Consider the following 21,309-nt stretch of genomic DNA (forward strand, 5'->3'; position numbering starts at 1 on the left):
CGCGAGGCCGTGGGCGCGGCGGGCCAGGCCGTGGTGTTCGTCACCGAGCCGGTGGGGCCGCCCTATGCCAACCGCGCCGCCGCGCTGGACGCCCATGCCGGCCGGGTCGAGGACGAGCGGCCGGGCAAGGCCGTGGCCCTGGCGCCCGAGGACCGCTACTGCCGGCTGGCCGAGGCCATCGACGGACGGCCCCCGCCGCCGGTGCAACCGGTGCTGAAGGACGGCCGCCGCTGGCCCGAGCCGAAGCCGGCGCCGCGCACCGTCTGGCGGCTGCAGGTCAGCTACTGGCGGCTGGCCTCGGCGGCGAAGGCCGCGGAGGGACCCCAGGCCCGCGACGCCCGGCGCAAGGCCCGCGAACCCCTGGACTATCAGGCCCTGAGCGCGCTCGCCCGCCAGCCAATGCGGGCGGTGCGGCCCCAGCAGCCGCTGGATATCGGTCTGTTCGAGACACGCCCCCCCGAGGCGCCGCATATCATCATGCCCGATGAGTAGCCCCCCCGACGCCAGCGGCCTGGCCCCCTCCCTCGACGACCTGGCGGCCCTGGCGGAGGCCGCCTTCGCGGCCCTGCCGGCCGATTTCCGCAAGATGACCGGGGACGTGATCTTCCGGGTCGATGACTTCGCCGCCAAGGATGTGCTCGATGAGTTGGGCATCGAGGACGCCTTCGAACTGACCGGGCTCTACCAGGGCGTCGACATCGGCCGCCGCTCGCTGTTCGACCCCTCGCCCCAGCCCTCGATGATCTTCCTCTACCGCCGCCCGATCCTGGACGAGTGGGTCGACCGCGGCGACGTGACGCTGGCCGAACTGGTCAGCCACGTGCTGGTCCACGAGATCGGCCACCACTTCGGCCTGTCCGACGACGACATCGACGCGATCGAGGCGGATTAATTCCTTCTCCCCTTGCGGGAGAAGGTGGCCCTGCGGAGCAGGGTCGGATGAGGGGTCGATAGGCCTCTCGGGTTCGGGCCTTGCGAGATGCGCGGAGAGGGGAGTGCGACCCCTCATCCGACCGGTCGCTGACCGGCCACCTTCTCCCGCAAGGGGAGAAGGGGTCATCTTGAAAATGACGCCTGCGTCATCTTTATTGACTCCGCGCGAAATGCGGGTGATCGTGGTGCCAATGAGGAAACCGGGCGTCAACGCGCGCCCCGCAGGAGCAAATCCATGGCGGCCGACGGCAACATCACCAAGGACATCATCTACGAGGCCGTGGCCCCGGACGACTTCGAGGCCATGCTGGACCTGGACCGTTACGGCGCCCGCTCGACGGCCTTCGACAAGATCATCTCGGCCACCCACGACCATTTCTGGGATCCGCTCGACAAGAAGTACATCGACTTCGACGAGCCCTTCGACATGGAAAACGAGATGCTCCTGCCGGAGGACATGATCATCTCGCTGTCCACCGACTACGTCTCCAACCACCTCAGCGACTGGAAGACCCGCGTGCGGTTCGCCAACCAGTCGGCGCTGCGGTCCTTCTCCTCGATCCTGCACGGCGAGCAGGGGGCGCTGAACCTGTCGGCCAGCCTGTGCCACGTGCTGCTGGACCAGGGGGCGCAGGAATACGCCGCCAACCAGACCCGCGAAGAGGCCCGCCACGTGACGGCCTTCGCCAAGTACATCAAGGCCCGCTGGGGCCGCCCGGTGGAAGCCGGCCCCACCCTGAAGGCCCTGCTGATCGACATCATCGGCAGCCCCGAGGTCTACAAGAAGATCATCGGCATGCAGATGCTGGTGGAGGGCCTGGCCATGGGCGCCTTCGCCACCTTCTTCAACAATATCCGCGACCCGCTCGGCAAGAAGCTGATGCAGCTGGTGATGACCGACGAGGCCTTCCACCACAAGTTCGGGAAGATCTGGGCCGACCGCACCATTCCCAAGCTGACCGAGGCCGAGCACGAGATCATCGAGACCTGGGCGGCCCACTGCTTCCAGACCCTGCTGTTCAACCTGGTGGCCCCCACCCAGCAGCGCGACCTCTATGAGGAGTTCGGCCTCGATCCCGACCGGGTCATCGCCGAGATGGCCGCCAACATGAACGACGAGACCCGCCGCGAGAACATGAAGGAGCAGTCCAACATCTTCCGCGTGCTGGTGAAGACCCTGCTGAACGCCGGCATCATCACCGAGCGGACGCGGGCCTTCTACGCCGTCTATGTGGACCTGGAGGAGCTGAAGGCCGAGGGCGACCGCATGGTCGGCGACGACATCGCCGAGGAAGGCATCGCCTACCTGCAGGAGATCAACTTCAAGGACCGCATCAGCCAGCCGATCTCCATCGCCGCGGAGTAGGGTTTCTCCGAGGCTGAGTACGAAGCGCCCGCCGGTCCCCCCGGCGGGCGTTTTTCGTTTCCGCGCTGTCGGAAACCCGGCGCAATCTTCGTCCTTGGGTCAGAGACAACCCGAAGGAGAACGACGATGGCCAAGCTCACCACCTGCCTGTGGTTCGACCACGGCGAGGCCCGCAAGGCCGCCGACTTCTATGCCGGCCTGTTTCCCGACAGCTTCGTCGGCAAGACCGACACGGCGCCCGCCGACTTTCCCGACGGCCAGGCCGGGGCCGAACTGACCGTGGAATTCACCGTGTTGGGACGGCCGTTCCTGGGGCTGAACGGCGGCCCGCTCTTCAAGGCCAACGAGGCGGTCTCCTTCGTGGTGGAGTCCGACGGCCAGGCCGAGACCGACAAATACTGGGACGCCATCGTCGCAAACGGCGGCGAGGAGAGCCAGTGCGGCTGGTGCAAGGACCGCTGGGGCTTCTCCTGGCAGATCACCCCGCGCCAACTGACCGACGCCATGTCCGACCCCGACCCGGCGGTGGCCAAGCGGGTGTTCGAGGCGATGATGACCATGCAGAAGATCGACGTGGCGAGAATCGAGGCGGCGCGGCGGGGGTAGGGGGCTTCCTGTCTCCAAGGCGTGAAAAGCCACCCATTGCGGACGTTTACGAGACCTTCGGGGCGATCACAGTCGGCAGTGGCGTGGCCCGGGCGCCCCGCTGGTCGCGCAATCTATATTTCGCCTGATAGGCGCGCCTCTGCTTGGCGACCTCATAGAGGACAATGCCTGAGCTTGTTCCAAGGTTGAGGCTCTCGATCATGCCGAACATTGGAATTGAGACGCACATTTCCGCCCGCTCGACGGCTCGATCACTGATCCCCACCGCTTCGCTGCCGAACCAGACCGCGAGCTTGGCGTGGGTGGTGTAGTCGCCTTCGTCCAGGAAAATGCTCGCCTTGCCCTTCACGTGCGGTGAGGTGACGATCGATTTGAAGTGCTTTTTTTCGAGATAGTCGAAGCATTCGTCCGTGCTGTCGAAGCGTTTCACAAACGTCCACTTCACCGCGGAGGCAGATGTGCCAGAAAGCTTTTTCCCTGTGCGCAACTCCTGCCAATCATCGGCAAGGGACCGGCGCGGATCGACCACATAGATTTTCTCGACGCCGAGGGCGTTCACGTTCCGGATCACAGTCCCGATGTTTCTCAAGTCGCTCGGGTTCTCGAGGACAGCGATCAGGTTCTTGCAGCGAAAGGCCTTGATCTCGTCAGCGCGGATGCGAGCTGACTTCTTCGGTGCGGTTGTCTCTTCCATGTGACCTCGACTCTCTCTGAGCAAGGACTCCTAGCCGACGAGCTGCCATACGGGCCATGACAGACTGATTGCCGCGCAAGACTTGGCAGGTGAAGTGGTGGCCGGGAGGCTTTGAGGCGGTAGGGAGGAATTCCAACGCCGCTAACCCCGTCTCTGAAGTTGGGAACTGCGGCTTGTAGACGACACCTCTCGCCTTGCTGGCCGCCAGCATTGCGCCCTTGTTTACGCCCGCGGCGCCTGCTTAAGCGAGGCTAGCATTTCCCGCCGCAGAATGGCGTTCAGGCGGCCTTGATACCCCCTTCCCTGCGACTTGAGCCAATCCAGCACGTCGGCGTCGACGCGGGCGGTGATCTGCTGCTTTACGGGCCGGTAGAAGCGCCCACGGACGCCGGCGGCCCATGCCTCGTCGGACAGCTCGGGGATGTCGCGGGTGTCGATCGACTCGTCAGGCAGCGCCGCCAACTCGGCCCGGTGCTCGCGCTGCGCGTCGGTCAGAGCCGGCGGGGTTTCCGCCTTATCAAGCTTCGTTTTCATAGCGTCGCCTCTCTCGCGGCGTGGCCCGTCGCGCTGAAATGATACGGATGATCTCGACCGATCCGCCGTCGGCGTCTTGCTCTGTGACCGTGTGCGCCACCAGTAGGATCAAGACGCCCTGGACCGCCCCAACGGTTTGCCACCGTTGTTCGCCACCCTCGATGCGGTCCTGCACAGAGATGTGCAGCGGATCCTGAAATACCTGCCGGGCGTCCTCGAAGCTCACACCGTCATACTTGCGCTGATTTGAGAGGTTTTTAGCCTCGTCCCATTCAAATCGGACGCTGGTCATGGCCCTTATATAATTATAGATTTGTAACTACACAAGCGGGCCGCCCTGAACTCAAAAAGCCGAGGGGCCGTCCTTGTCGGCCGCCCCGCTCTCGGTTCGTCCTTCGGGGAGCAACAGGAGAACCACCCCATGGCCGACGAGAAGATCAAGGGACCGGCGTCCTATTTCCCGTCCATCGAGAAGACCTACGGCCGCCCGATCGCCGAGTGGAAGGCTCTGGTGCGCGCGGGCCTGCCCGCCAAACATATGGCGCTCGTCGCCATGCTGAAGAGCGAGCATGGGATGGGGCATGGGCATGCCAACGCCGTCGTGGCGCACACCCTGGCGGAACAGGGCGACTAGCCGTCGCCGCGCGCCGGCAGACCTAGCGCCGGGATTCCGCCGCAGCTACCCTGGCGGCGAACCGCTGAGTTGACCCCATGCCTGACACCCTGCCGAGCGACCGGGACTGGCGCGGCCATTGGGATGGCGGCGCGCCTTTGCCGCAGGGCGCCCTGGCGCAGGTGGGCCGCACCGTGGGGGGCAAGCCCATCGACCCCGCCCAGATGGACCGGCTGGTCGCCGCCATCGAGGCGGCGCTGGATCTGCGGGCAGACGACGTGCTGGCCGACCTGTGCTGTGGCAACGGCCTGGTGAGCGTGCGGCTGGCGCGGCGGTGCGCCGCCGTGGTGGGGGTCGACTATTCCCGCGACCTGATCGCGGTGGCGCTGGCCGACTATGGCGCGCCCAACATCAGCTATCTCCAGCGCGGCGCCCAGGAGATCGGGCCCGACGACTTCCCGGCGCCTGGCCTCAACAAGGTGGTGATGAACCAGGGGCTGCAGTATTTCGACGAGGCGATGCTGCGCGACCTGCTGGTCAATATCGACGCCTGCGCGGGGCGCGGGATGGCGCTGTTCTTCACCGACATTCCCGACGTCGCCCTGATCAGGGCCTTCTACGACACGCCGGCGCGGTGGGCGGAGTACGAGCGGCGCCGGGCGGCGGGCGAGGAGGCCCTGGGGACCTGGTGGAGCCGCGACCACCTGGGCGGGGTGCTGGCCGACCACGGCTACGGCGTGGAATTCCGGGTCGACCCCGGACGCTTCACCGCCCACTACCGCTTCGACGTGCTGGCCACGAAGGGGTGATCCCGCCCCGGCGTGGGAGGGCGGCGGCGCTCACACGACCTGGCCCCGGCTGACCTTCAGCACCCGCAGGGCCCGCAGCCGGCCGTCGCGGTCGGGCCACTGGATGGACTGTCCCGCCTTTAGCCCGATGAGGCCGGCCCCCACCGGGCTGAGCACCGAGACCCTGCCCGCGGCGATGTCGGCCTGCCCCGGATAGACCAGCTGCACGGTGCGGGTCGCGCCGTGGGCCTCGTCGAGGAAGTCCACGGTGGAGTTCATGCCCACCACGCTGGCGGGCACCAGATGGTCGGGGCGGACCTGGGCGCGCTCCAGTTCGGCCCGCAGGCCGCTGCAGTCGGCGGGGCCTTGCCGCTGTTCGATCAGCAGGAAGAGGCGGTCGGCGTCGGTCTCGCTGACCAGGATGGACGGACGGGTGGCGGTCTTGGCGGGCATGGCGGGTCTCCGGACGGCGCGCGCGACGGCGCGGCCGTCGAATGCGGCGGGGAGGTCAGGTTTCTCAGAAAGCCCCGGACTCGCGTGCGAGCCGCTGGAATCCGGGGCTAGGAGCCTGCGAGCAGGCTGCCGCCGTGGTGGCGAAAACGCCGAAAGGCCGGTCGTGCGAACATGGGGCCATTCAGGCATCGGCGGCCGGCCATGTCAAACCACGCCGCCGTGGCGCGGGGGTCTGTACGATAACGGGACGCCGGATTGACGGCGCCCGGCCGCCGGGCGGGACGTTTAGCCGCGAAACCTAGCGTTCTGTATGGTTTAGCTGCCGTGCAATGGTCTAATTCGTGCTGTTGAACATCAACGCCTTCGGCTCGCGTCGGGGGCGTTTCAGTTTTCACAATCGACGGGTAGCGGTTAGCGATGATGACCATGCGTTCCTTGGCCACCCCATTGCTCGCCGCCGCGGCCCTGATCTGGGCTGCTCCCGCCATGGCCGCCCCCGCGCCGCCGGCCCAGCGCATCGAGCTGACCAAGATGGCCGGCCGCTGGTACGAGGTCGCCCGCCTGCCCAACAAGACCCAGAAGGATTGCCAGGGCGGCACCTCCGACTGGGTGCGCAGCGGCGAGGGCTATTCGGTGGTCCAGGCCTGTCACAAGGGCGCGCTGAGCAACCCGGCCACCGAGTGGAAGGCCAAGGCCAAGGTCATCGACCCCAAGACCAACGCCCGCATCAAGATGAGCTTCTTCGGCGGCATGCTGAGCCAGGAGTACTGGGTGCTGGATCACAAGTCCGACTGGCTGATCCTGGGCACGCCGAACGGCAACTATATGTGGCTGATGTCCCAGCGCCCGACGCTGAGCCCCGGCGCCAAGGCCCAGGCCGTGGCCCGGGTGAAACAGCTGGGCTATGACGTCAGCCGCCTGGAATTCCCGCAGCCCGCCCGGAACTAGACGCCACAGGCCCTTGCGTCCGGAACGAAGCCGGAACAAGAATTGGTCATGGACGTCATCGTCACTGTCACCCGGCCCGAGATCACCACCGCCGTCACCCGTGGGGCCGCGCGGCTGCTGATCGACCTGGGCTATGCGCCGCTGGCCGAGGTGACCCTGCCCAATGGTCGGCGCGCCGACCTGATGGCCCTGTCGCGCAAGGGCCACATCCTGATCGTCGAGGTGAAGTCGGGGCTGGAGGACTTCCGGGTGGACCGCAAGTGGCATGAGTACATGCCCTATTGCGACGCCTTCGCCTTCGCCGTGGCCCCGGAGTTTCCCCGCGAGATCCTGCCCGATGAGCCGGGCCTGGTGGTCTGCGACGGTTTCGGCGGCGCGGTGCTGCGCGAGGCGCCCAGCGTTCCCCTGGCGCCCGCCCGCCGCAAGGCCCTGACCATCGCGTTCGGCCGGCTGGCGGCGTTACGGGCGGCGGGCGGCGCGGGGACGCTGCTGGAGGCCTAGACCTTGCGCGCTCTAGCGCGGCGCGCGTTTGGCCAGGATGCGCTGTAGCGTGCGGCGGTGCATGTTGAGCCTACGCGCCGTCTCCGAGACGTTGTGGCCGCAGAGCTCGTAGACCCGCTGGATATGCTCCCAGCGAACGCGGTCGGCGCTCATGGGGTTTTCCGGCGGGGGCGGGTTCTCGTCCTTGCGGGCCAGCAGGGCGCGGGCCACGTCGTCGGCGTCGGCGGGTTTCGACAGATAGTCGATGGCGCCCGACTTCACCGCGGCCACGGCGGTGGCGATATTGCCGTAGCCGGTGAGCATGATGACCTTGGCGTCGGGGCGGGCGTCGCGGACGGCCTCAACCACCTTCAGGCCGGTGCCGTCCTCCAGCCGCATGTCGAGCACGGCGTAGGCCGGGGCGAAGGTGCGGACCGCGGCCAGGGCCTCGGCGACGCTGCCCACCAGCACCGGCTCGAAGCCCCGCTGTTCCAGGGCCCGGCCGAGCCGCGTTCGCAGCGGCGCATCGTCGTCGAGCACAAGCAAGCTCTTGTCGGGCAGGGCGGCGATGTCGGCGGAGAGATCAGTCATTACGCAACCCCGGATAGTTGTGTTCGTCAGCATCGCCCTCTGCGGCATCATGTCGCGTTCGACAGGACGTGCAAGCTCAAACCGAACCTTGTTCAGGCCAGAGGCGCCTCGATCCTGGCCCGCAGCCAGCGGGCGGAAACCACCGCGCCGCGCGGCCGGCCATTCTGGAACGTCACGGCCGCGCCGGTTCGTTCCAGCAGGGTCTTGGCGATGAAGAAGCCCAGCCCCATGCCGATATGGCCGGTGCGCGAGCCCTCCGCCCCCGGACGGGTGGTGACATAGGGCTCCCCCAGCTTGGCCAGAATCTCGGGGGCGAAGCCCGGCCCGTCGTCACGGACCTCCATGGAGACGCTCGAGGCGTCGAAGCGGGCGGTGATCAGCACCTCGGACGTTGCGAAGTCGACGGCGTTCTCCACGAAGGAGGTCAGGGCGTGCAGCACCTCGGGCATGCGCCAGATGTCGGGGGACTGGACGCCGGCGGCGCCGGTGACGATGGCCTCGACCCGGACGCCCTTCACCCCAGCGTGGGGCTCGATCACCTCATGGACCAGTTGCAGCAGGCTCATGCGCTCGTGGACCTCGTCGGAGGCCTCGGCCGGGGCGTCGGTCAGGCGGCGCAGGATCTCGCGGCAGCGGGCGGCCTGGGCGATCAGCAGGTCGGCGTCCTCCTTGACCTGGGCGGTGGGCGCCTCGCGGGCCATCTCCTTGGCGACGATGGCGATGGTGGCCAGCGGCGTGCCCAGCTCGTGGGCGGCGGCGGCGGCCAGCGCCCCCAGGGCCGAGAGGCGCTGCTCGCGCGACAGCACGGTCTGGGTGACGTCCAGCGCCAGGGCCATGCGGTTGGATTCCTGCGCCGCCTGGCGCACGCTGCCGGCGATCACCCCGATACCGGCCACATTGGCCGCCGCCGCGCCGAGCATGAAGCTCATCGGGAAGTCGAGGGTGACGCCGTAGGCGGTGGGCAGGGGCATGTGGAAGAAGGCGAGCGCCACCGAGGCGCCCACCGCCGCGCCGGCCAGGATCAACAGGGGCGTCAGGGGCAGGGTGGCGGCGGCCAGGGTCACCGGGGCGAGCAGCATCAGGATGAAGGGGTTGGCGGTTCCGCCGGTGAGGAACAGCAGGACGCTGATCTGGGCGACGTCGAAGCCGAGCTGGGCGGTGGCCTCCCAGTCGGCGATCATCCTCTGGCCCGGGGAGGCGACCCCGGTGAGCAGGTTGATCCAGGCCGCCGCGCCGATCAGGCCGAAACAGATGGCGTAGGGCGCCTTGAAGCCCAGGAACAACCCGCCGATCAGCAGGACGGCGACCTCACCGAGGATCAGGGTCCAGCGCAGGGTGACGAGGTTGCGCATCCGCAACCGACCGGGGCCCCCGCCGCGCATATCCCAGGCCAGCTCGCCTTGCGCCGGGGCCGGGCTTTGCCTATCGAGGCCAGGCCCCGACGGCGTCGTGTTCTTGACGGACGCCATTGCGGCCAGAGCATCATGCAAGTCGCACGTCGTGACGAGACAAAAGGTTCACCCATGACCCGCCGCAACCTGATCGTGATCGTCTGCGCCGTGCTCAGCCTGGGGATGCTGGGGGCGGTGGCCTGGAGGACCGGGGCGTTCAAGGCGCCGCAGACCGCCCTGGTGGGCGGACCCTTCCAGTTGACGGACCAGACCGGCAAGCCGGTGGACGAGAGCGTGCTGAAGGGCAAATGGAGCGTGGTGTTCTTCGGCTACACCTACTGCCCCGACGTCTGCCCCACGACCATGGTGGAGATGGCCCAGGCCCAGGAGCGGCTGGGTCCCAAGGCCCGCGACGTGCAGTTCCTGTTCATCAGCGTCGATCCCGAGCGCGACACCCCGGCTCAACTGGCCACCTATCTGTCCAATGACGCCTTCCCCAAGGGGACCATCGGCCTGACCGGCACGCCCGAGCAGGTGGCCGCGGCGGCCAAGTCCTACCGGACCTTCTATCGCAAGGCCGGAACCGGGCCCGACTACCTGATGGACCACCCGACCCCGGCCTATCTGATGAACCCCAAGGGCCGCTTCAGCCGGGTGATCCCCTTCGGCATCGGCCCCGATGAGGTGGTGACGCAGGTTTCAGCGGCGATGCGCGAGGGTTAGGCGAGCGCCGCGCCGCGTCCCCACGCCGCAAGGTTGGAACCCAAGAGGGGTAGACTCTCTTAAGCCTCAGCGTGCATGCTGCATTGCACAACGGGACCAACGCGTATGCTCTATACGATGTATGAAGCCGGCTACTACGCCGCCTCGCCTCTGCGGTTCGCCGCCCGAGCCGCCCGGGATTTCTGGTCGTCGCCGCTCAATCCGGCCAAGGATTCGGACCTCGGCCGGCGGCTGTTCGCCGGCGCGGACCTGTTCGCCAACCTCACCCGGCGCTATGGCCGCCCCGCCTGGAACGTCAATTCCGTCGAGATCGACGGCAAGAGCGTCCGGGTCACCCAGACTGAAGTCTGGTCCAGCCCGTGGGTGAAACTCACCCACTTCAGCCGCAACATGGCCGACATGCGCAAGGCCGGCCGCCGCGAGCTGGAGCCCGCCGTGCTGATCGTCGCGCCGCTTTCCGGCCACTACGCCACCCTGCTGCGGGGCACGGTGGAGGCCTTCCTGCAGGACCACGAGGTGTTCGTCACCGACTGGTCCAACGCCCGCGACGTGCCGCTGCACGCCGGCCGCTTCGATTTCCACGACTATCTCGACCATATCCGCGAGATGCTGCGCCTGCTGGGCCCGCGCCCGCACGTGGTCGCCGTCTGCCAGCCGGGACCCGCCGTCCTGGCGGCCGCAGCCCTGATGGCCGAGGACAACGAGGACTGCCGTCCGGGCACCATGACCTTCATGGGCTCGCCCATCGATGCGCGGTTGTCGCCGACGGTCACCAACAAGCTGGCGGAGGAAAAGCCCTTCGCCTGGTTCAAGTCCAACATGATCGACACCGTGCCGGCCCCCTATCCGGGCCTGGGCCGCCGCGTCTATCCGGGCTTCGTGCAGCTCTACAGCTTCATGTCGATGAACGCCGAGAAGCACCAGGACGCTCACAAGCAGTACCTGGAAGACCTGATGAAGGGCGACGGTGACGCCGCCGAGAAGCATCTGGAGTTCTACGACGAGTACCTGTCGGTGCTGGACCTGCCCGAGGAGTTCTACCTTCAGACGGTGGACTATGTGTTCCAGTCCTACCTGCTGCCCAAGGGCGAGCTGATGCATCGCGGCCGCGCCGTGCAGCCGGCCCTGATCAAGGACATCGGCCTGCTGACCGTCGAGGGCGAGAACGACGACATCTCCGGCATCGGCCAGACCCAGGCGGCGCACACCCTGTGCTCGGGCCTGCCGGAGGAATTCAAGGAAGACTACGTCCAGCCGCACGTCGGCCACTACGGGGTCTTCAACGGCCGCCGGTTCCGCGAGGAGATCTATCCCCGGGTCCGCGCCTTCATCCGCAAGCAGCAGGCCGGCTTCGAAAAGGCCCGCGACGCGGCCAACGCGGCCTAGGGCCAAGACGGGGCTCCCGCTTCGGGAAAAGCAGCCTAGATAGGGATCATGTCCCTGTTCGGCCGCCCCCTGGCCGACGGCGACCGGCTCGACGTGGCCGGGGCCGTCGTCCGCCTGAAAGTCCACACCCGCGCCCGGCGTGTCTCTCTACGGCTGGACCGTACCAAGCGGGAAGTTGTGGCCACCGCGCCGTCGGTGCGCCGCTTGTCGGAAGCCGCGGCCTTCGCCACCGAGCGGGCGGCCTGGATCGCCGACCGGCTGGCGGAGCTGCCCCAGAGCCAGTCGATCGCGCCCGGCGTCACCATCAGCCTGTTTGGCCAGCCCTGCCGATTGGAGAGCGCCGCCCATCCGGTGCGCTACTTCCCGGCCACGCAGGACGACCCGGCCCGCATCGCCGCCCGGGGTGAGGGGGAGGCCTATGCGCGCGCGGTGACCCGCATGTTGAAGACCCAGGCCTTGGCCGTCTTCGCCGACCGCACCGCCCACTACTGCGGGCGGCTCGGCGCCAAGATGCCGGCGGTGAGCGTGATGGATGCGCGGGGCCGCTGGGGCTCGTGCCGGCCAGGCATGATCGGGAAGCCGGCCTCGATCCGCTACAGCTGGCGGCTGGCCCTGGCCCCCTTCGAGGTGGCCGACTACGTGGTGGCCCACGAGTGCGCCCACCTGCTGGAGCTCAATCACGGCCCGCGCTTTTGGGCCCACGTGAAGGCCCTGGTGGGGGACGAGCGCCCGCATCGCGCCTGGCTGCGGGCCGAGGGCGCGCGACTGCACGCCTTCGGGGCCTAGGGAAGCGCTGATCTTCTCCCGCAAGGGAGGAAGGACACTCCGACCTAGTAAGGAATTTCTTCCGCGGGGGCCCGCTCGGCGGGGGTCTCGGTCCGGGGCGGACCATTGCCCGACAACAGGTCGCCGATGGGATCGCTGGCCGGGGCGGCGATCGAGGGCGGGACCATGACGCCGCCCGGGATGGCCTGGGTCTTCAGGCGGGGCAGGGCCGCGGTCATGAAGTCGCGCCAGACGACGGCGGGGGTTCCGCCGCCAGTGACCTTCTTCATGGGGGTGTTGTCGTCGCGTCCGACCCAGACGGCGGTGACGAAGCCGCCCGTGTAGCCGACGAACCAGGCGTCGCGGTAGTCGCTGGTGGTGCCTGTCTTGCCCGCGATATCGAAGCCCGAGACCCGCGCCTTGGTCCCGGTGCCATTGATAATCACCTGGCGCATCATCTGGTTCATGTACTGCAGGGCCGGCGAGCCGACCACCGCCTGGCGCGCGGTCTTGTCCACCCCGTGGTCGTAGAGAACCTTGCCGCTGGCGGTGCGGATCCGCTCGATGCCGTAACCCTTGGCCAGGAAGCCGCCGTTGGAGAAGGGGGCGTAGGCCTGGGCCATCTCCATGGGGCTGACCTCGACGGCGCCCAGCGCCATCGAAGGGTCGAGCTGGATGTGGGAGGTGATCCCAAGACGGCGCGCGGACGCCGCCACGTTGCCGGTGCCGACCTCGTTGGCCAGGCGCGCGGCGACGGTGTTGATGGACTGGGCCAGGGCCGTCTGGAGGCTGATGGGCCCCAGATAGCGGCCGGTATAGTTCCGGGGCTCCCAGGTCCCGATCTTGACGGGTTCGTCCACCACCGGGGTGGCTGGGGTGCGGCCCTGTTCCATGGCGGCGAGATAGACGAAGGGCTTGAAGGACGAGCCGGCCTGGCGCCGGGCCATGGTGGCCCGGTCGAACTGGCTGTCGGCGTAGGACGCGCCGCCGACATAGGCGCGGATGCGGCCCTCGCCGTCGATGGCGACCAGCGCGCCCTGGCCGACGCCCTGGGCCTTGGAGCTCTCGACCCCGCGCCGCAGGGATTGCTCGGCGGCGGTCTGGATGGGGAGGTCGAGGGTGGTTTCCACCACCAGGTCCTCAGTGGGTTCGCCCACCAGGGAGCGGACCTGATCGTCCACCCAGTCGGTGAAGTACTGGGCGCGTTGGTTGGCCAGCACCGGGTTGACGCGCACGGGGGTCTTGAAGGCTTGGGCCCGCTGGTCGGGGGTGATCGCGCGGGTGCGGACCATCTCGTCGAGCACGATCGTGGCCCGGCGGGCGGCGCGGTCGCTGGCCGAGACCGGCGAATAGCGCGAGGGCCCCTTCATCATTCCGGCCAGCAGGGCGCTCTCGCCGATCGTGAGCTGGGAAGCGGGCTTGTTGAAGTAACGCTGGGCGGCGGCCTCGATGCCATAGGCCCCGGCGCCGAAATAGACCCGGTTCAGATAGAGGGAGAGGATCTCCTTCTTGGAGAACTTGGCCTCCAGCCAGACGGCCAGGATCAGCTCCTGGGCCTTGCGGCGGTAGGTCTGGTTGGCGGTCAGGAAGAGGTTGCGCGCCAGCTGCTGGGTGATGGTGGAGCCGCCGCGCAGGGGGCCGCCGTGGTGGGTGGCGTTATAGACTGTGGAGCGGATGATGCCCCAGGGATTGAAGCCGACGTGCCAGTAGAACCACCGGTCCTCGATGGCGATGAAGGCCTTGGGGACGTAGGGCGGCAGCTTGTCCAGGTCGACGGGCGGCGCGTACTGGCTGCCGCGCACGGCCACCAGGGCGCCTGAACGGTCCAGGTAGGAGATCGAGGGCTGGCGCTTGACGTCATAGAGCTTGGAGGTGTCGGGCAGGTCGACCGCGAACACCGCGAAGAAGGCCACCAGGAAGATCAGGCCCCAGACCCCGATCACCGCGCTCCAGTAGAGAACGGCTTGGGCGGGTGTGCGAGGGGCCCGACGGGGCGACTGCGCATTGGCCATAGGGTGTGTGGTCCTGAAAGAGTCGTCCCGCTCGGGGCGACAGATAGCTCAGCCGCACCAAACACGCGACAAGATTGACGGGGTGTGAATGGGGCGGTTTCAGGCCGCCTCCGGCGGGCCTGTGCAAATACGCATACCGGTGTTGCTAAAAAAGCGATTGCGGCCGATCTTAACAGTGTTATCTTAGCGTTGCTTAGTTCGGAGCGCGCCAAGGGTGGGGATACCCGAGGCGACCCACGGTCCAGACGGCCAGGTTCCCTCGGGGATCTGTTTTCTCCCCGAAACGCTGGAGGGCTCTCATGAAGCTCCAAACCCTTTCTGCCGCCTTCGCGGCGGCCGTCACCCTCTCCTTCGCCGGCGGCGCCTTCGCGGCCGCCGACGTGGTCACCGCCAAGCTGGCGACGCCGGTCGCCGAAAAGACCAAGTTCATCGCCGGCGGCGCTGTCTTCCTCTGCGAAGGCGACGCCTGCGTCGCCTCGGCGCCGTCCTCGCAGACCTACGCCGCGGCGACCTGCAAGGTGGTGGCGAAGAATGTCGGCGCGATCGCCTCCTTCGGCATCGGCGGCAAGACCCTGGCCGCTGAAAAGCTCGAGGCCTGCAACGCCTCGGCCGCCTCGGCGACCCAGCTGGCCGGCCGCTAAGCAGGGGTCCTTCAGACCAAGTCCTCTGAAGGCGATCACGCTCTCTATCCTATTGGCTGGGATGGGCGGCTCTCCCGTCTGTCCCCACCGAGACGGCTCGCGGCGCAGCCTCCCAGCCGCTCCAAATCCATGTCGAGCCTGAACTTGGGGGCGCCGGATATCTCCGGCGCCCTTTTTCTTTTGCGCGGGTCCGCTTAAGAGAGCCCCCACATGACCGACACGCTTCGCCAAGACGCCGACTTCCCGGGCGGCCCCGCCGCTGCGGCCTGCCTGCTGGAACCCTTGCTGGCCGGCGCCGCGGGCGCGGGCGCCGAGCCCGTCTCTCTTACCTTGGACTATGGACACTCCGTCGCCGCCGGCGCTCCCGTCGTGGCGGAGGCCTGGATCGACCGGGCCACCCGGACCCTGGTCTTCGCCCACGCGCGCCTGACCACCGCGAACGGGGATCTCGTGGCGAGCGGCTCGGCGGTGTTCCGCCGCCAGGCGCCCACACCGGTGGCGGCTTAAATGGCCTCTCACGGCTCTATAGGGTCCGGTTTGGTTGCGGCCCGTAAAGTCGCGTGCTATCAGGCGCGCGGCTTCGGGCCAGGGGGTTCCTCAGGCTCCGACGGCCAATGTGCTTTTCCAAGCGCTTTCAAGCCTTTAGGACGCGGTGAGGGACACCTTATTCGCGGCTTTCGACACGCACGGGCGGACAAATAAGTGGCGGACGATTCCAGGACTTCGAATGTGGGCGGCAGATATGCTCAGGCCCTCTTCGATCTCGCGACCGAAGACAAGAACCTGGCGGCCGTCGAGGCCGACCTGAAGGCGCTCAAAACCATGCGCGCCGACTCAAAGGACTTCCGCACCCTGCTGGCCTCCCCGGCCTTCAGCGCCGATGAGAAGAGCCGCGCGATCGCGGCCCTGGCGACCAAGGGCAAGTTCAACAACACGACCAAGAAGTTCCTCGGCCTGATGGCCGCCAACGGCCGCCTCGCGGCGCTGCCCGCGGCGATCACGGCTTTCGAGGCCCTCTCGGCCAAGAGCCGCGGCGTCGTCGCGGCCACCGTCACCACCGCGGTCGCCTTGACCGCGGCCCAAGCCAAGGGCGTCGCGGCCTCGCTGCGCACCGCTCTGGGCAAGGACCCTGAAATCGAGACCCGTGTCGATCCGTCCATCCTGGGCGGCATCAAGGTGCGGGTCGGCTCGCGACTGTTCGATGCTTCACTTCGTTCGAAGCTCGATTCCCTCAAGTTCGCCCTGAAGAGAGCGTAAGAAGTCATGGATATCCGCGCCGCCGAAATTTCGGCCATCCTCAAGTCGCAGATCGCCAATTTCGGCGAAGAGGCTGACGTTTCCGACGTCGGCCAGGTGTTGTCCGTCGGTGACGGCATCGCCCGCGTCTTCGGTCTGGACAATGTCCAGGCCGGCGAAATGGTCGAGTTCCCGAAAGCCGGGGTGAAGGGCATGGCCCTGAACCTCGAACGCGACAACGTCGGGGTCGTCATCTTCGGCGACGACCGCGCCATCTCGGAAGGCGACGAAGTCCGTCGTCTCTCGGAAATCGTGGACGTGCCGGTGGGCCGTGGCCTGCTGGGCCGGGTCGTCAACCCGCTGGGCGAGCCCATCGACGGCAAGGGGCCGATCACCAACGTGGCCGAGCGCCGCCGGGTGGACGTGAAGGCGCCGGGCATCATCCCGCGCAAGTCGGTGCACGAGCCCGTGCAGACCGGCCTGAAGGCTATCGACAGCCTGATCCCCGTCGGTCGCGGCCAGCGCGAACTGATCATCGGCGACCGCCAGACCGGCAAGACCGCCGTGGCCATCGACGCCATCCTGAACCAGAAGTCGATCAACGCCGGCGATGACGAGAGCGCCAAGCTCTACTGCATCTACGTCGCCATCGGTCAGAAGCGTTCGACCGTCGCCCAGATCGTCAAGACCCTCGAGGAGCGCGGCGCGCTCGACTACACCATCGTGGTCGCCGCCACCGCGTCGGAGCCGGCCCCCCTGCAGTTCCTGGCCCCGTTCGCGGGTTGCGCCATGGGCGAGTGGTTCCGCGACAACGGCATGCACGCCGTCATCATCTATGACGACCTTTCCAAGCAGGCGGTCGCCTACCGCCAGATGTCCCTGCTGCTGCGTCGCCCGCCGGGCCGCGAAGCCTATCCGGGCGACGTGTTCTACCTGCACTCCCGCCTGCTGGAGCGCGCTGCGAAGCTGAACGAAGACAATGGATCGGGCTCGCTGACCGCCCTGCCGCTGATCGAGACCCAGGCCAACGACATCTCGGCCTATATCCCGACCAACGTGATCTCCATCACCGACGGCCAGATCTTCCTGGAAACCGATCTGTTCTTCCAGGGCATCCGCCCGGCGGTGAACGTCGGCGCCTCGGTGAGCCGCGTGGGATCGTCCGCGCAGATCAAGGCCATGAAGACCGCCGCCGGCCCGATCAAGAGCGAGCTCGCCCAGTACCGCGAGCTGGCCGCCTTCGCGAAGTTCGGCTCCGACCTGGACGCCACCACCCAGCGCCAGCTGGCCCGGGGTGAGCGCCTGACCGAGCTTCTGAAGCAGCCGCAATACGCGCCGCTGACCGTCGAAGAACAGGTCGCGGTGATCTATGCCGGCACCCGTGGTTACCTCGACACCATCCCGACCAACCAGGTCGGCCGGTTCGAGAGCGAGCTGCTGAGCAACCTGCACGCCAAGCATCAGAAGATCCTGGACACCATCCGGACGTCCAAGGAACTGAAGGCCGACACGGAAGCGGCTCTGAAAGACGCGCTGGCCGCCTTCGTCGCGACCTTCGCCTAAGACTGAACTGATGGCCCCTGAGCCCAAAACCCTGAGCGCCTGGTCCGGTGCGTTCGGTGACCGGTACACCGAGCGCAGCGGCGCTTCGGCCGGCGTCGTTCGCGGACGCGCGCGGGTGTGGGCGGAGGTGCTGTCGAAGATGGACGGCGACATGCCGGGAAGCGCCATCGAGGTCGGCCCCAATCTGGGCCTCAACCTCCTGGGCATCGCGGCGGTCTCGGACATGGAGCTGTGGGCCATCGAGCCCAACGCTTCGGCCCGGGAACGGCTTGTCGAGGACGGCGTCCTGCCGGCGCAACGGGTGATCGAGGGCTTCGGCCACGCCATCCCGCTGGCCGACAAGGCGGTGGACCTGGCCTTCACCGCCGGGGTCCTGATCCACGTGGATCCCAGCCTGCTCGAAGCGACGATGCGGGAAGTGCACCGGGTCGCCGCCAAATATGTTTTTTGTTCTGAGTATTTTTCGCCGAAGCCGGAGGCCATTCCCTATCGCGGGGAAGAGGGTCTGCTCTTCAAGAACGACTTCGGCGGGCTTTACCTGGATATGTTTCCCGACCTCGTGCTGGTCGATTACGGCTTCTTCTGGAAACGGATGACCGTGATGGACGACAGCACCTGGTGGTTGTTTAGAAAGGTCTGAGGCGAGAAATGGCTAGCCTCAAGGAGATGCGCGACCAGATCAAAAGCGTGGAATCCACGCAGAAGATCACGCGCGCGATGCAGATGGTGGCCGCGGCGAAGCTTCGCCGCGCGACCGACGCCGCTCAGAACGCCCGGCCCTATGCCCAGCGCATGGCCGCGGTGATCGCTAATCTGGCGGCCGGCGTGTCCGGGGACGGGGCGCCCAAGCTGCTGGTGGGCACGGGCCGTCAGGACCGTCACCTGGTGGTGGTCACCAGTTCCGACCGCGGCCTGGCCGGCGGTTTCAATTCCTCGATCATCCGCGCCGCCCGCGACCGGATCAACACGCTCCTGGCCGAAGGCAAGGACGTGAAGGTCATTACGGTGGGCAAGAAGGCGCGCGACCAGTTCCGCCGCGTGTTCGGCGACCGCTTCGTGGCGACCTTCGAAGCCGGCGTGCCCGGCCTGGCCTCGGCGCAACCGGTGGCCGACAAGATCACCGAGCTGTTCGAAACCGGCCAGGTGGATGTCGTGACCCTGGCCTTCAGCCGCTATAAGTCGGTGGTTGTTCAGACCCCGACCCTGACCCAACTGATCCCGGCCCAGGTCGAAGGCGCCGCCGCCACCATCGACCTCAAGGGCGCGGCCTATGAATACGAGCCCGACGAGGAGACCATCCTCGAGACCCTGCTGCCCCGGAACCTCACGGTCCAGGTGCTGTCGGCCCTGCTCGAAAATCAGGCCGGGTTCTACGCCGCCCAGATGGCGGCGATGGACAACGCCACTCGCAATGCGGGCGACATGATCGCCGCCCTCAACCTGAAGAAAAACCGTACTCGCCAAGCGCAGATCACCAAGGAGCTGATCGAGATCATCTCCGGCGCCGAAGCGCTCTAGCTAGACCGAAAGAGTTCGACCCATGGCTACGACCCCGAAGAAGCCGGCCGCCACCAAGGCCGCTCCCGCCCCGAAGGCTGCGGCTCCGAAAGCCGCCGCCGCCGCCGTCAAGGCGCCGGCCAAGGCCGCCGCCGCGAAGACCGCGACGCCCAAGTCGACGGCGCCCGCCGCCGGCGCGGCGACCGGCCGCATCGTCCAGATCATCGGCGCCGTCGTCGACGTCGAGTTCGAAGGCCACCTGCCGCCGATCCTCAGCGCTCTGGAAACCACCAACACCGACCAACGGACGGGCGAGCCCTTCCGCCTGGTGCTGGAAGTCGCCCAGCACCTGGGTGAGAACACCGTCCGCACCATCGCCATGGACACCTCCGAGGGTCTGACCCGCGGCCAGCCGGTGACCGACACCGGCCGCGCGATCACCGTCCCCGTCGGCCCGGCCACGCTCGGCCGGATCATGAACGTCATCGGCGATCCCATCGACGAAGCCGGTCCGATCAACTCCAAGTTCTACGCCCCCATCCACCGTGAGGCCCCGTCCTTCGCCGAGCAGGCGACGTCGGCGGAAATCCTGGTGACGGGGATCAAGGTCATCGATCTGCTCTGCCCCTACACCAAGGGCGGCAAGATCGGCCTGTTCGGCGGCGCCGGCGTGGGCAAGACCGTGACCATGCAGGAGCTGATCAACAACATCGCCAAGGCCTACGGCGGCTATTCGGTGCTGGCCGGGGTGGGTGAGCGCACCCGCGAAGGCAACGACCTCTATCACGAGATGATCGAGAGCAACGTCAACAAGCCCGGCGGCGGCGAAGGCTCCAAGTGCACCCTGGTCTATGGCCAGATGAACGAGCCCCCCGGCGCCCGCGCCCGCGTCGCCCTGACGGGCCTGGCCCAGGCCGAGTACTTCCGCGACGAAGAGGGCAAGGACGTGCTGCTCTTCATCGACAACATCTTCCGCTTCACCCAGGCCGGCTCCGAAGTGTCCGCCCTGCTGGGCCGCATCCCCTCGGCCGTGGGCTATCAGCCGACGCTGGCCACCGAGATGGGCAACCTGCAGGAACGCATCACCTCGACCTCCAAGGGTTCGATCACCTCGGTCCAGGCCATCTACGTGCCCGCCGATGACTTGACCGACCCGGCGCCCGCCGCCTCCTTCGCCCACTTGGACGCGACCACCGTGCTCTCGCGCGACATCGCCGCCCAGGCCATCTTCCCGGCCGTGGACCCGCTGGACTCCACCAGCCGGATCATGGACCCGCTGGTGATCGGCGAAGAGCACTACAACGTCGCCCGCCGCGTCCAGGAAACCCTGCAGGCCTACAAGGCGCTGAAGGACATCATCGCCATCCTGGGCATGGACGAGCTGTCGGAAGAGGACAAGCTGACCGTCGCCCGCGCCCGGAAGATCGCCAAGTTCCTGGCCCAGCCGCTGCACGTGGCCGAGCAGTTCACCAACATGCCGGGCATCTTCGTCAGCCTGGAAGACACCATCCGCTCCTTCAAGGCGGTGGTGGACGGTGAGTTCGACCACCTGCCGGAAGCCGCCTTCTACAACGTCGGCTCCATCGAAGACGCGGTGGCCAAGGCCGAACAACTCGCCTCGGAAGCCTAAGCATTATGGCCGGCAAGCTGCACTTTTCCCTGGTCTCGCCCGAGCGTGAACTGTTCTCGGGCGAGGTCGACCAGGTCGACGCGCCCGGCTCCGAAGGCGACTTCGGTGTGCTCGCCGGCCATGCGCCCTTCATGACCACCCTGAAGACCGGGCGCGTGAAGGTTTACAACGACGGCCGCGTCCTGGCCTTCGACGTCGAAGGTGGTTTCGCCGACGTGACGCCGGACGGTCTTACCGTCCTGGCCGAGAAGGCGATCGAGGCCGCGATTTAGGCGCCGCCTCTTCGCCGCCGTATTCTCGCATTACGGGGCTTGCGAGGGACGGCCACATTGAGTGTGATAGAGCGCAAGTCAGGGGACCCGTCCATGCGTACCGCCTTCATCAGTCTGATCGCCGCCGGCCTGGCCACCTCGGCCGCCGCCCAAGTGGCGCCTCCCGCACCGCCGCCGGCCATGCCGG

Annotated in this window: 26 protein-coding genes; 19 read left to right on the forward strand and 7 right to left on the reverse strand. The window is 67.5% G+C overall.

All coding sequences use genetic code 11. The features are described from left to right. The 4 genes from AAC997_RS00915 to AAC997_RS00930 form a co-directional block, all read left to right on the forward strand. Nucleotides 1-492: hypothetical protein (locus AAC997_RS00915; RefSeq protein ID WP_340643815.1), on the forward strand; the 492-nt coding region annotated here is incomplete at its 5' end. After that, nucleotides 485-892 carry a metallopeptidase family protein gene (locus tag AAC997_RS00920; protein WP_340643816.1) on the forward strand — a complete coding sequence of 136 codons (408 nt, stop codon included), beginning with the start codon at nt 485-487 and terminating at the stop codon, nt 890-892. The genes AAC997_RS00915 and AAC997_RS00920, both read left to right, overlap by 8 nt. Nucleotides 893-1,168: 276 nt before the next feature. Further along, complete coding sequence (locus AAC997_RS00925) at nt 1,169-2,299, forward strand: ferritin-like domain-containing protein (RefSeq protein WP_340643817.1); 1,131 nt, start codon at nt 1,169-1,171, stop codon at nt 2,297-2,299. A gap of 126 nt (nt 2,300-2,425) precedes the next feature. Continuing rightward, a complete protein-coding gene (locus AAC997_RS00930; RefSeq protein ID WP_340643818.1) occupies nt 2,426-2,905 on the forward strand; it encodes a VOC family protein in 480 nt (159 codons plus the stop codon). Nucleotides 2,906-2,951: 46 nt separating this feature from the next. Here the strand turns inward: AAC997_RS00930 and AAC997_RS00935 are convergent, their stop codons facing one another. The 3 genes from AAC997_RS00935 to AAC997_RS00945 form a co-directional block, all read right to left on the reverse strand. Next, entirely contained in the window at nt 2,952-3,599 is a 648-nt protein-coding gene (locus AAC997_RS00935; RefSeq protein WP_340643819.1) for an RNA methyltransferase, read from the reverse strand. A 222-nt stretch (nt 3,600-3,821) separates the two neighbouring features. Then, nucleotides 3,822-4,133, reverse strand: coding sequence for a BrnA antitoxin family protein (locus AAC997_RS00940; RefSeq protein WP_340643820.1), 312 nt, complete (start codon nt 4,131-4,133; stop codon nt 3,822-3,824). Then, a complete protein-coding gene (locus AAC997_RS00945) occupies nt 4,117-4,425 on the reverse strand; it encodes a BrnT family toxin (protein ID WP_340643821.1) in 309 nt (102 codons plus the stop codon). The genes AAC997_RS00940 and AAC997_RS00945 overlap by 17 nt, the downstream gene beginning before the upstream one ends. A 129-nt stretch (nt 4,426-4,554) precedes the next feature. Between AAC997_RS00945 and AAC997_RS00950 the strand changes: the two genes are divergently transcribed. After that, nucleotides 4,555-4,767 carry a DUF4287 domain-containing protein gene (locus AAC997_RS00950; RefSeq protein WP_340643822.1) on the forward strand — a complete coding sequence of 71 codons (213 nt, stop codon included), beginning with the start codon at nt 4,555-4,557 and terminating at the stop codon, nt 4,765-4,767. A gap of 77 nt (nt 4,768-4,844) precedes the next feature. Further along, nucleotides 4,845-5,555, forward strand: a complete 711-nt coding sequence (locus AAC997_RS00955; protein ID WP_340643823.1) for a class I SAM-dependent methyltransferase — start codon at nt 4,845-4,847, stop codon at nt 5,553-5,555. A gap of 30 nt (nt 5,556-5,585) precedes the next feature. Here AAC997_RS00955 and rnk read toward each other — a convergent pair whose 3' ends face one another. Continuing rightward, complete coding sequence (rnk, locus tag AAC997_RS00960) at nt 5,586-5,987, reverse strand: nucleoside diphosphate kinase regulator (protein WP_340643824.1); 402 nt, start codon at nt 5,985-5,987, stop codon at nt 5,586-5,588. A 426-nt stretch (nt 5,988-6,413) separates the two neighbouring features. On the opposite strand from rnk, the gene AAC997_RS00965 reads away from it, so the two are divergent. After that, on the forward strand, nt 6,414-6,935 hold the full coding sequence (locus AAC997_RS00965) for a lipocalin family protein (protein WP_340643825.1): 522 nt from the start codon (nt 6,414-6,416) through the stop codon (nt 6,933-6,935). Nucleotides 6,936-6,983: 48 nt separating this feature from the next. Next, nucleotides 6,984-7,436 (forward strand): DNA repair putative endonuclease MmcB, encoded by a 453-nt coding sequence (mmcB, locus tag AAC997_RS00970; RefSeq protein WP_340643826.1) that lies wholly within the window; start codon nt 6,984-6,986, stop codon nt 7,434-7,436. A gap of 12 nt (nt 7,437-7,448) precedes the next feature. Here the strand turns inward: mmcB and AAC997_RS00975 are convergent, their stop codons facing one another. Beyond that, nucleotides 7,449-8,006, reverse strand: coding sequence for an ActR/PrrA/RegA family redox response regulator transcription factor (locus tag AAC997_RS00975; RefSeq protein WP_340643827.1), 558 nt, complete (start codon nt 8,004-8,006; stop codon nt 7,449-7,451). A 92-nt stretch (nt 8,007-8,098) separates the two neighbouring features. Further along, nucleotides 8,099-9,475, reverse strand: coding sequence for an ActS/PrrB/RegB family redox-sensitive histidine kinase (locus tag AAC997_RS00980; protein WP_340643828.1), 1,377 nt, complete (start codon nt 9,473-9,475; stop codon nt 8,099-8,101). A gap of 54 nt (nt 9,476-9,529) precedes the next feature. Between AAC997_RS00980 and AAC997_RS00985 the strand changes: the two genes are divergently transcribed. From AAC997_RS00985 to AAC997_RS00995, 3 genes are all read left to right on the forward strand, one after another. Next, the gene (locus tag AAC997_RS00985; RefSeq protein ID WP_340643829.1) at nt 9,530-10,120 is read left to right on the forward strand and encodes an SCO family protein; all 591 of its coding nucleotides are present in this window, start codon (nt 9,530-9,532) and stop codon (nt 10,118-10,120) included. Nucleotides 10,121-10,225: 105 nt separating this feature from the next. Further along, on the forward strand, nt 10,226-11,506 hold the full coding sequence (gene phaZ / locus AAC997_RS00990; protein WP_340643830.1) for a polyhydroxyalkanoate depolymerase: 1,281 nt from the start codon (nt 10,226-10,228) through the stop codon (nt 11,504-11,506). 48 nt (nt 11,507-11,554) lie between these two features. Further along, nucleotides 11,555-12,292 carry a SprT family zinc-dependent metalloprotease gene (locus AAC997_RS00995; protein ID WP_340643831.1) on the forward strand — a complete coding sequence of 246 codons (738 nt, stop codon included), beginning with the start codon at nt 11,555-11,557 and terminating at the stop codon, nt 12,290-12,292. A 44-nt stretch (nt 12,293-12,336) separates the two neighbouring features. Here the strand turns inward: AAC997_RS00995 and AAC997_RS01000 are convergent, their stop codons facing one another. Further along, the gene (locus AAC997_RS01000) at nt 12,337-14,283 is read right to left on the reverse strand and encodes a penicillin-binding protein 1A (RefSeq protein WP_340643832.1); all 1,947 of its coding nucleotides are present in this window, start codon (nt 14,281-14,283) and stop codon (nt 12,337-12,339) included. 299 nt (nt 14,284-14,582) lie between these two features. Between AAC997_RS01000 and AAC997_RS01005 the strand changes: the two genes are divergently transcribed. The 8 genes from AAC997_RS01005 to AAC997_RS01040 all read left to right on the forward strand — a co-directional run bounded on the left by AAC997_RS01005 (nt 14,583) and on the right by AAC997_RS01040 (nt 21,122). Then, on the forward strand, nt 14,583-14,924 hold the full coding sequence (locus tag AAC997_RS01005; protein ID WP_340643833.1) for a hypothetical protein: 342 nt from the start codon (nt 14,583-14,585) through the stop codon (nt 14,922-14,924). Between the two features lie 210 nt (nt 14,925-15,134). Next, the gene (locus AAC997_RS01010) at nt 15,135-15,431 is read left to right on the forward strand and encodes a hotdog domain-containing protein (RefSeq protein WP_340643834.1); all 297 of its coding nucleotides are present in this window, start codon (nt 15,135-15,137) and stop codon (nt 15,429-15,431) included. Nucleotides 15,432-15,626: 195 nt separating this feature from the next. Further along, complete coding sequence (locus AAC997_RS01015; protein ID WP_340643835.1) at nt 15,627-16,181, forward strand: F0F1 ATP synthase subunit delta; 555 nt, start codon at nt 15,627-15,629, stop codon at nt 16,179-16,181. 6 nt (nt 16,182-16,187) lie between these two features. Then, nucleotides 16,188-17,723 (forward strand): F0F1 ATP synthase subunit alpha, encoded by a 1,536-nt coding sequence (gene atpA / locus AAC997_RS01020; RefSeq protein WP_340643836.1) that lies wholly within the window; start codon nt 16,188-16,190, stop codon nt 17,721-17,723. Between the two features lie 10 nt (nt 17,724-17,733). Beyond that, complete coding sequence (locus AAC997_RS01025) at nt 17,734-18,363, forward strand: pseudaminic acid biosynthesis-associated methylase (RefSeq protein WP_340643837.1); 630 nt, start codon at nt 17,734-17,736, stop codon at nt 18,361-18,363. A gap of 8 nt (nt 18,364-18,371) precedes the next feature. Then, a complete protein-coding gene (locus AAC997_RS01030; RefSeq protein WP_340643838.1) occupies nt 18,372-19,241 on the forward strand; it encodes a F0F1 ATP synthase subunit gamma in 870 nt (289 codons plus the stop codon). A 22-nt stretch (nt 19,242-19,263) separates the two neighbouring features. Next, nucleotides 19,264-20,850 carry a F0F1 ATP synthase subunit beta gene (gene atpD / locus AAC997_RS01035; RefSeq protein WP_340643839.1) on the forward strand — a complete coding sequence of 529 codons (1,587 nt, stop codon included), beginning with the start codon at nt 19,264-19,266 and terminating at the stop codon, nt 20,848-20,850. Nucleotides 20,851-20,855: 5 nt separating this feature from the next. After that, nucleotides 20,856-21,122, forward strand: coding sequence for an ATP synthase F1 subunit epsilon (locus AAC997_RS01040; RefSeq protein WP_340643840.1), 267 nt, complete (start codon nt 20,856-20,858; stop codon nt 21,120-21,122). Nucleotides 21,123-21,309 lie beyond the last annotated feature (187 nt).

The organism is Phenylobacterium sp. (assembly GCF_037968635.1).
In the GTDB taxonomy this organism is placed as follows: domain Bacteria; phylum Pseudomonadota; class Alphaproteobacteria; order Caulobacterales; family Caulobacteraceae; genus Phenylobacterium.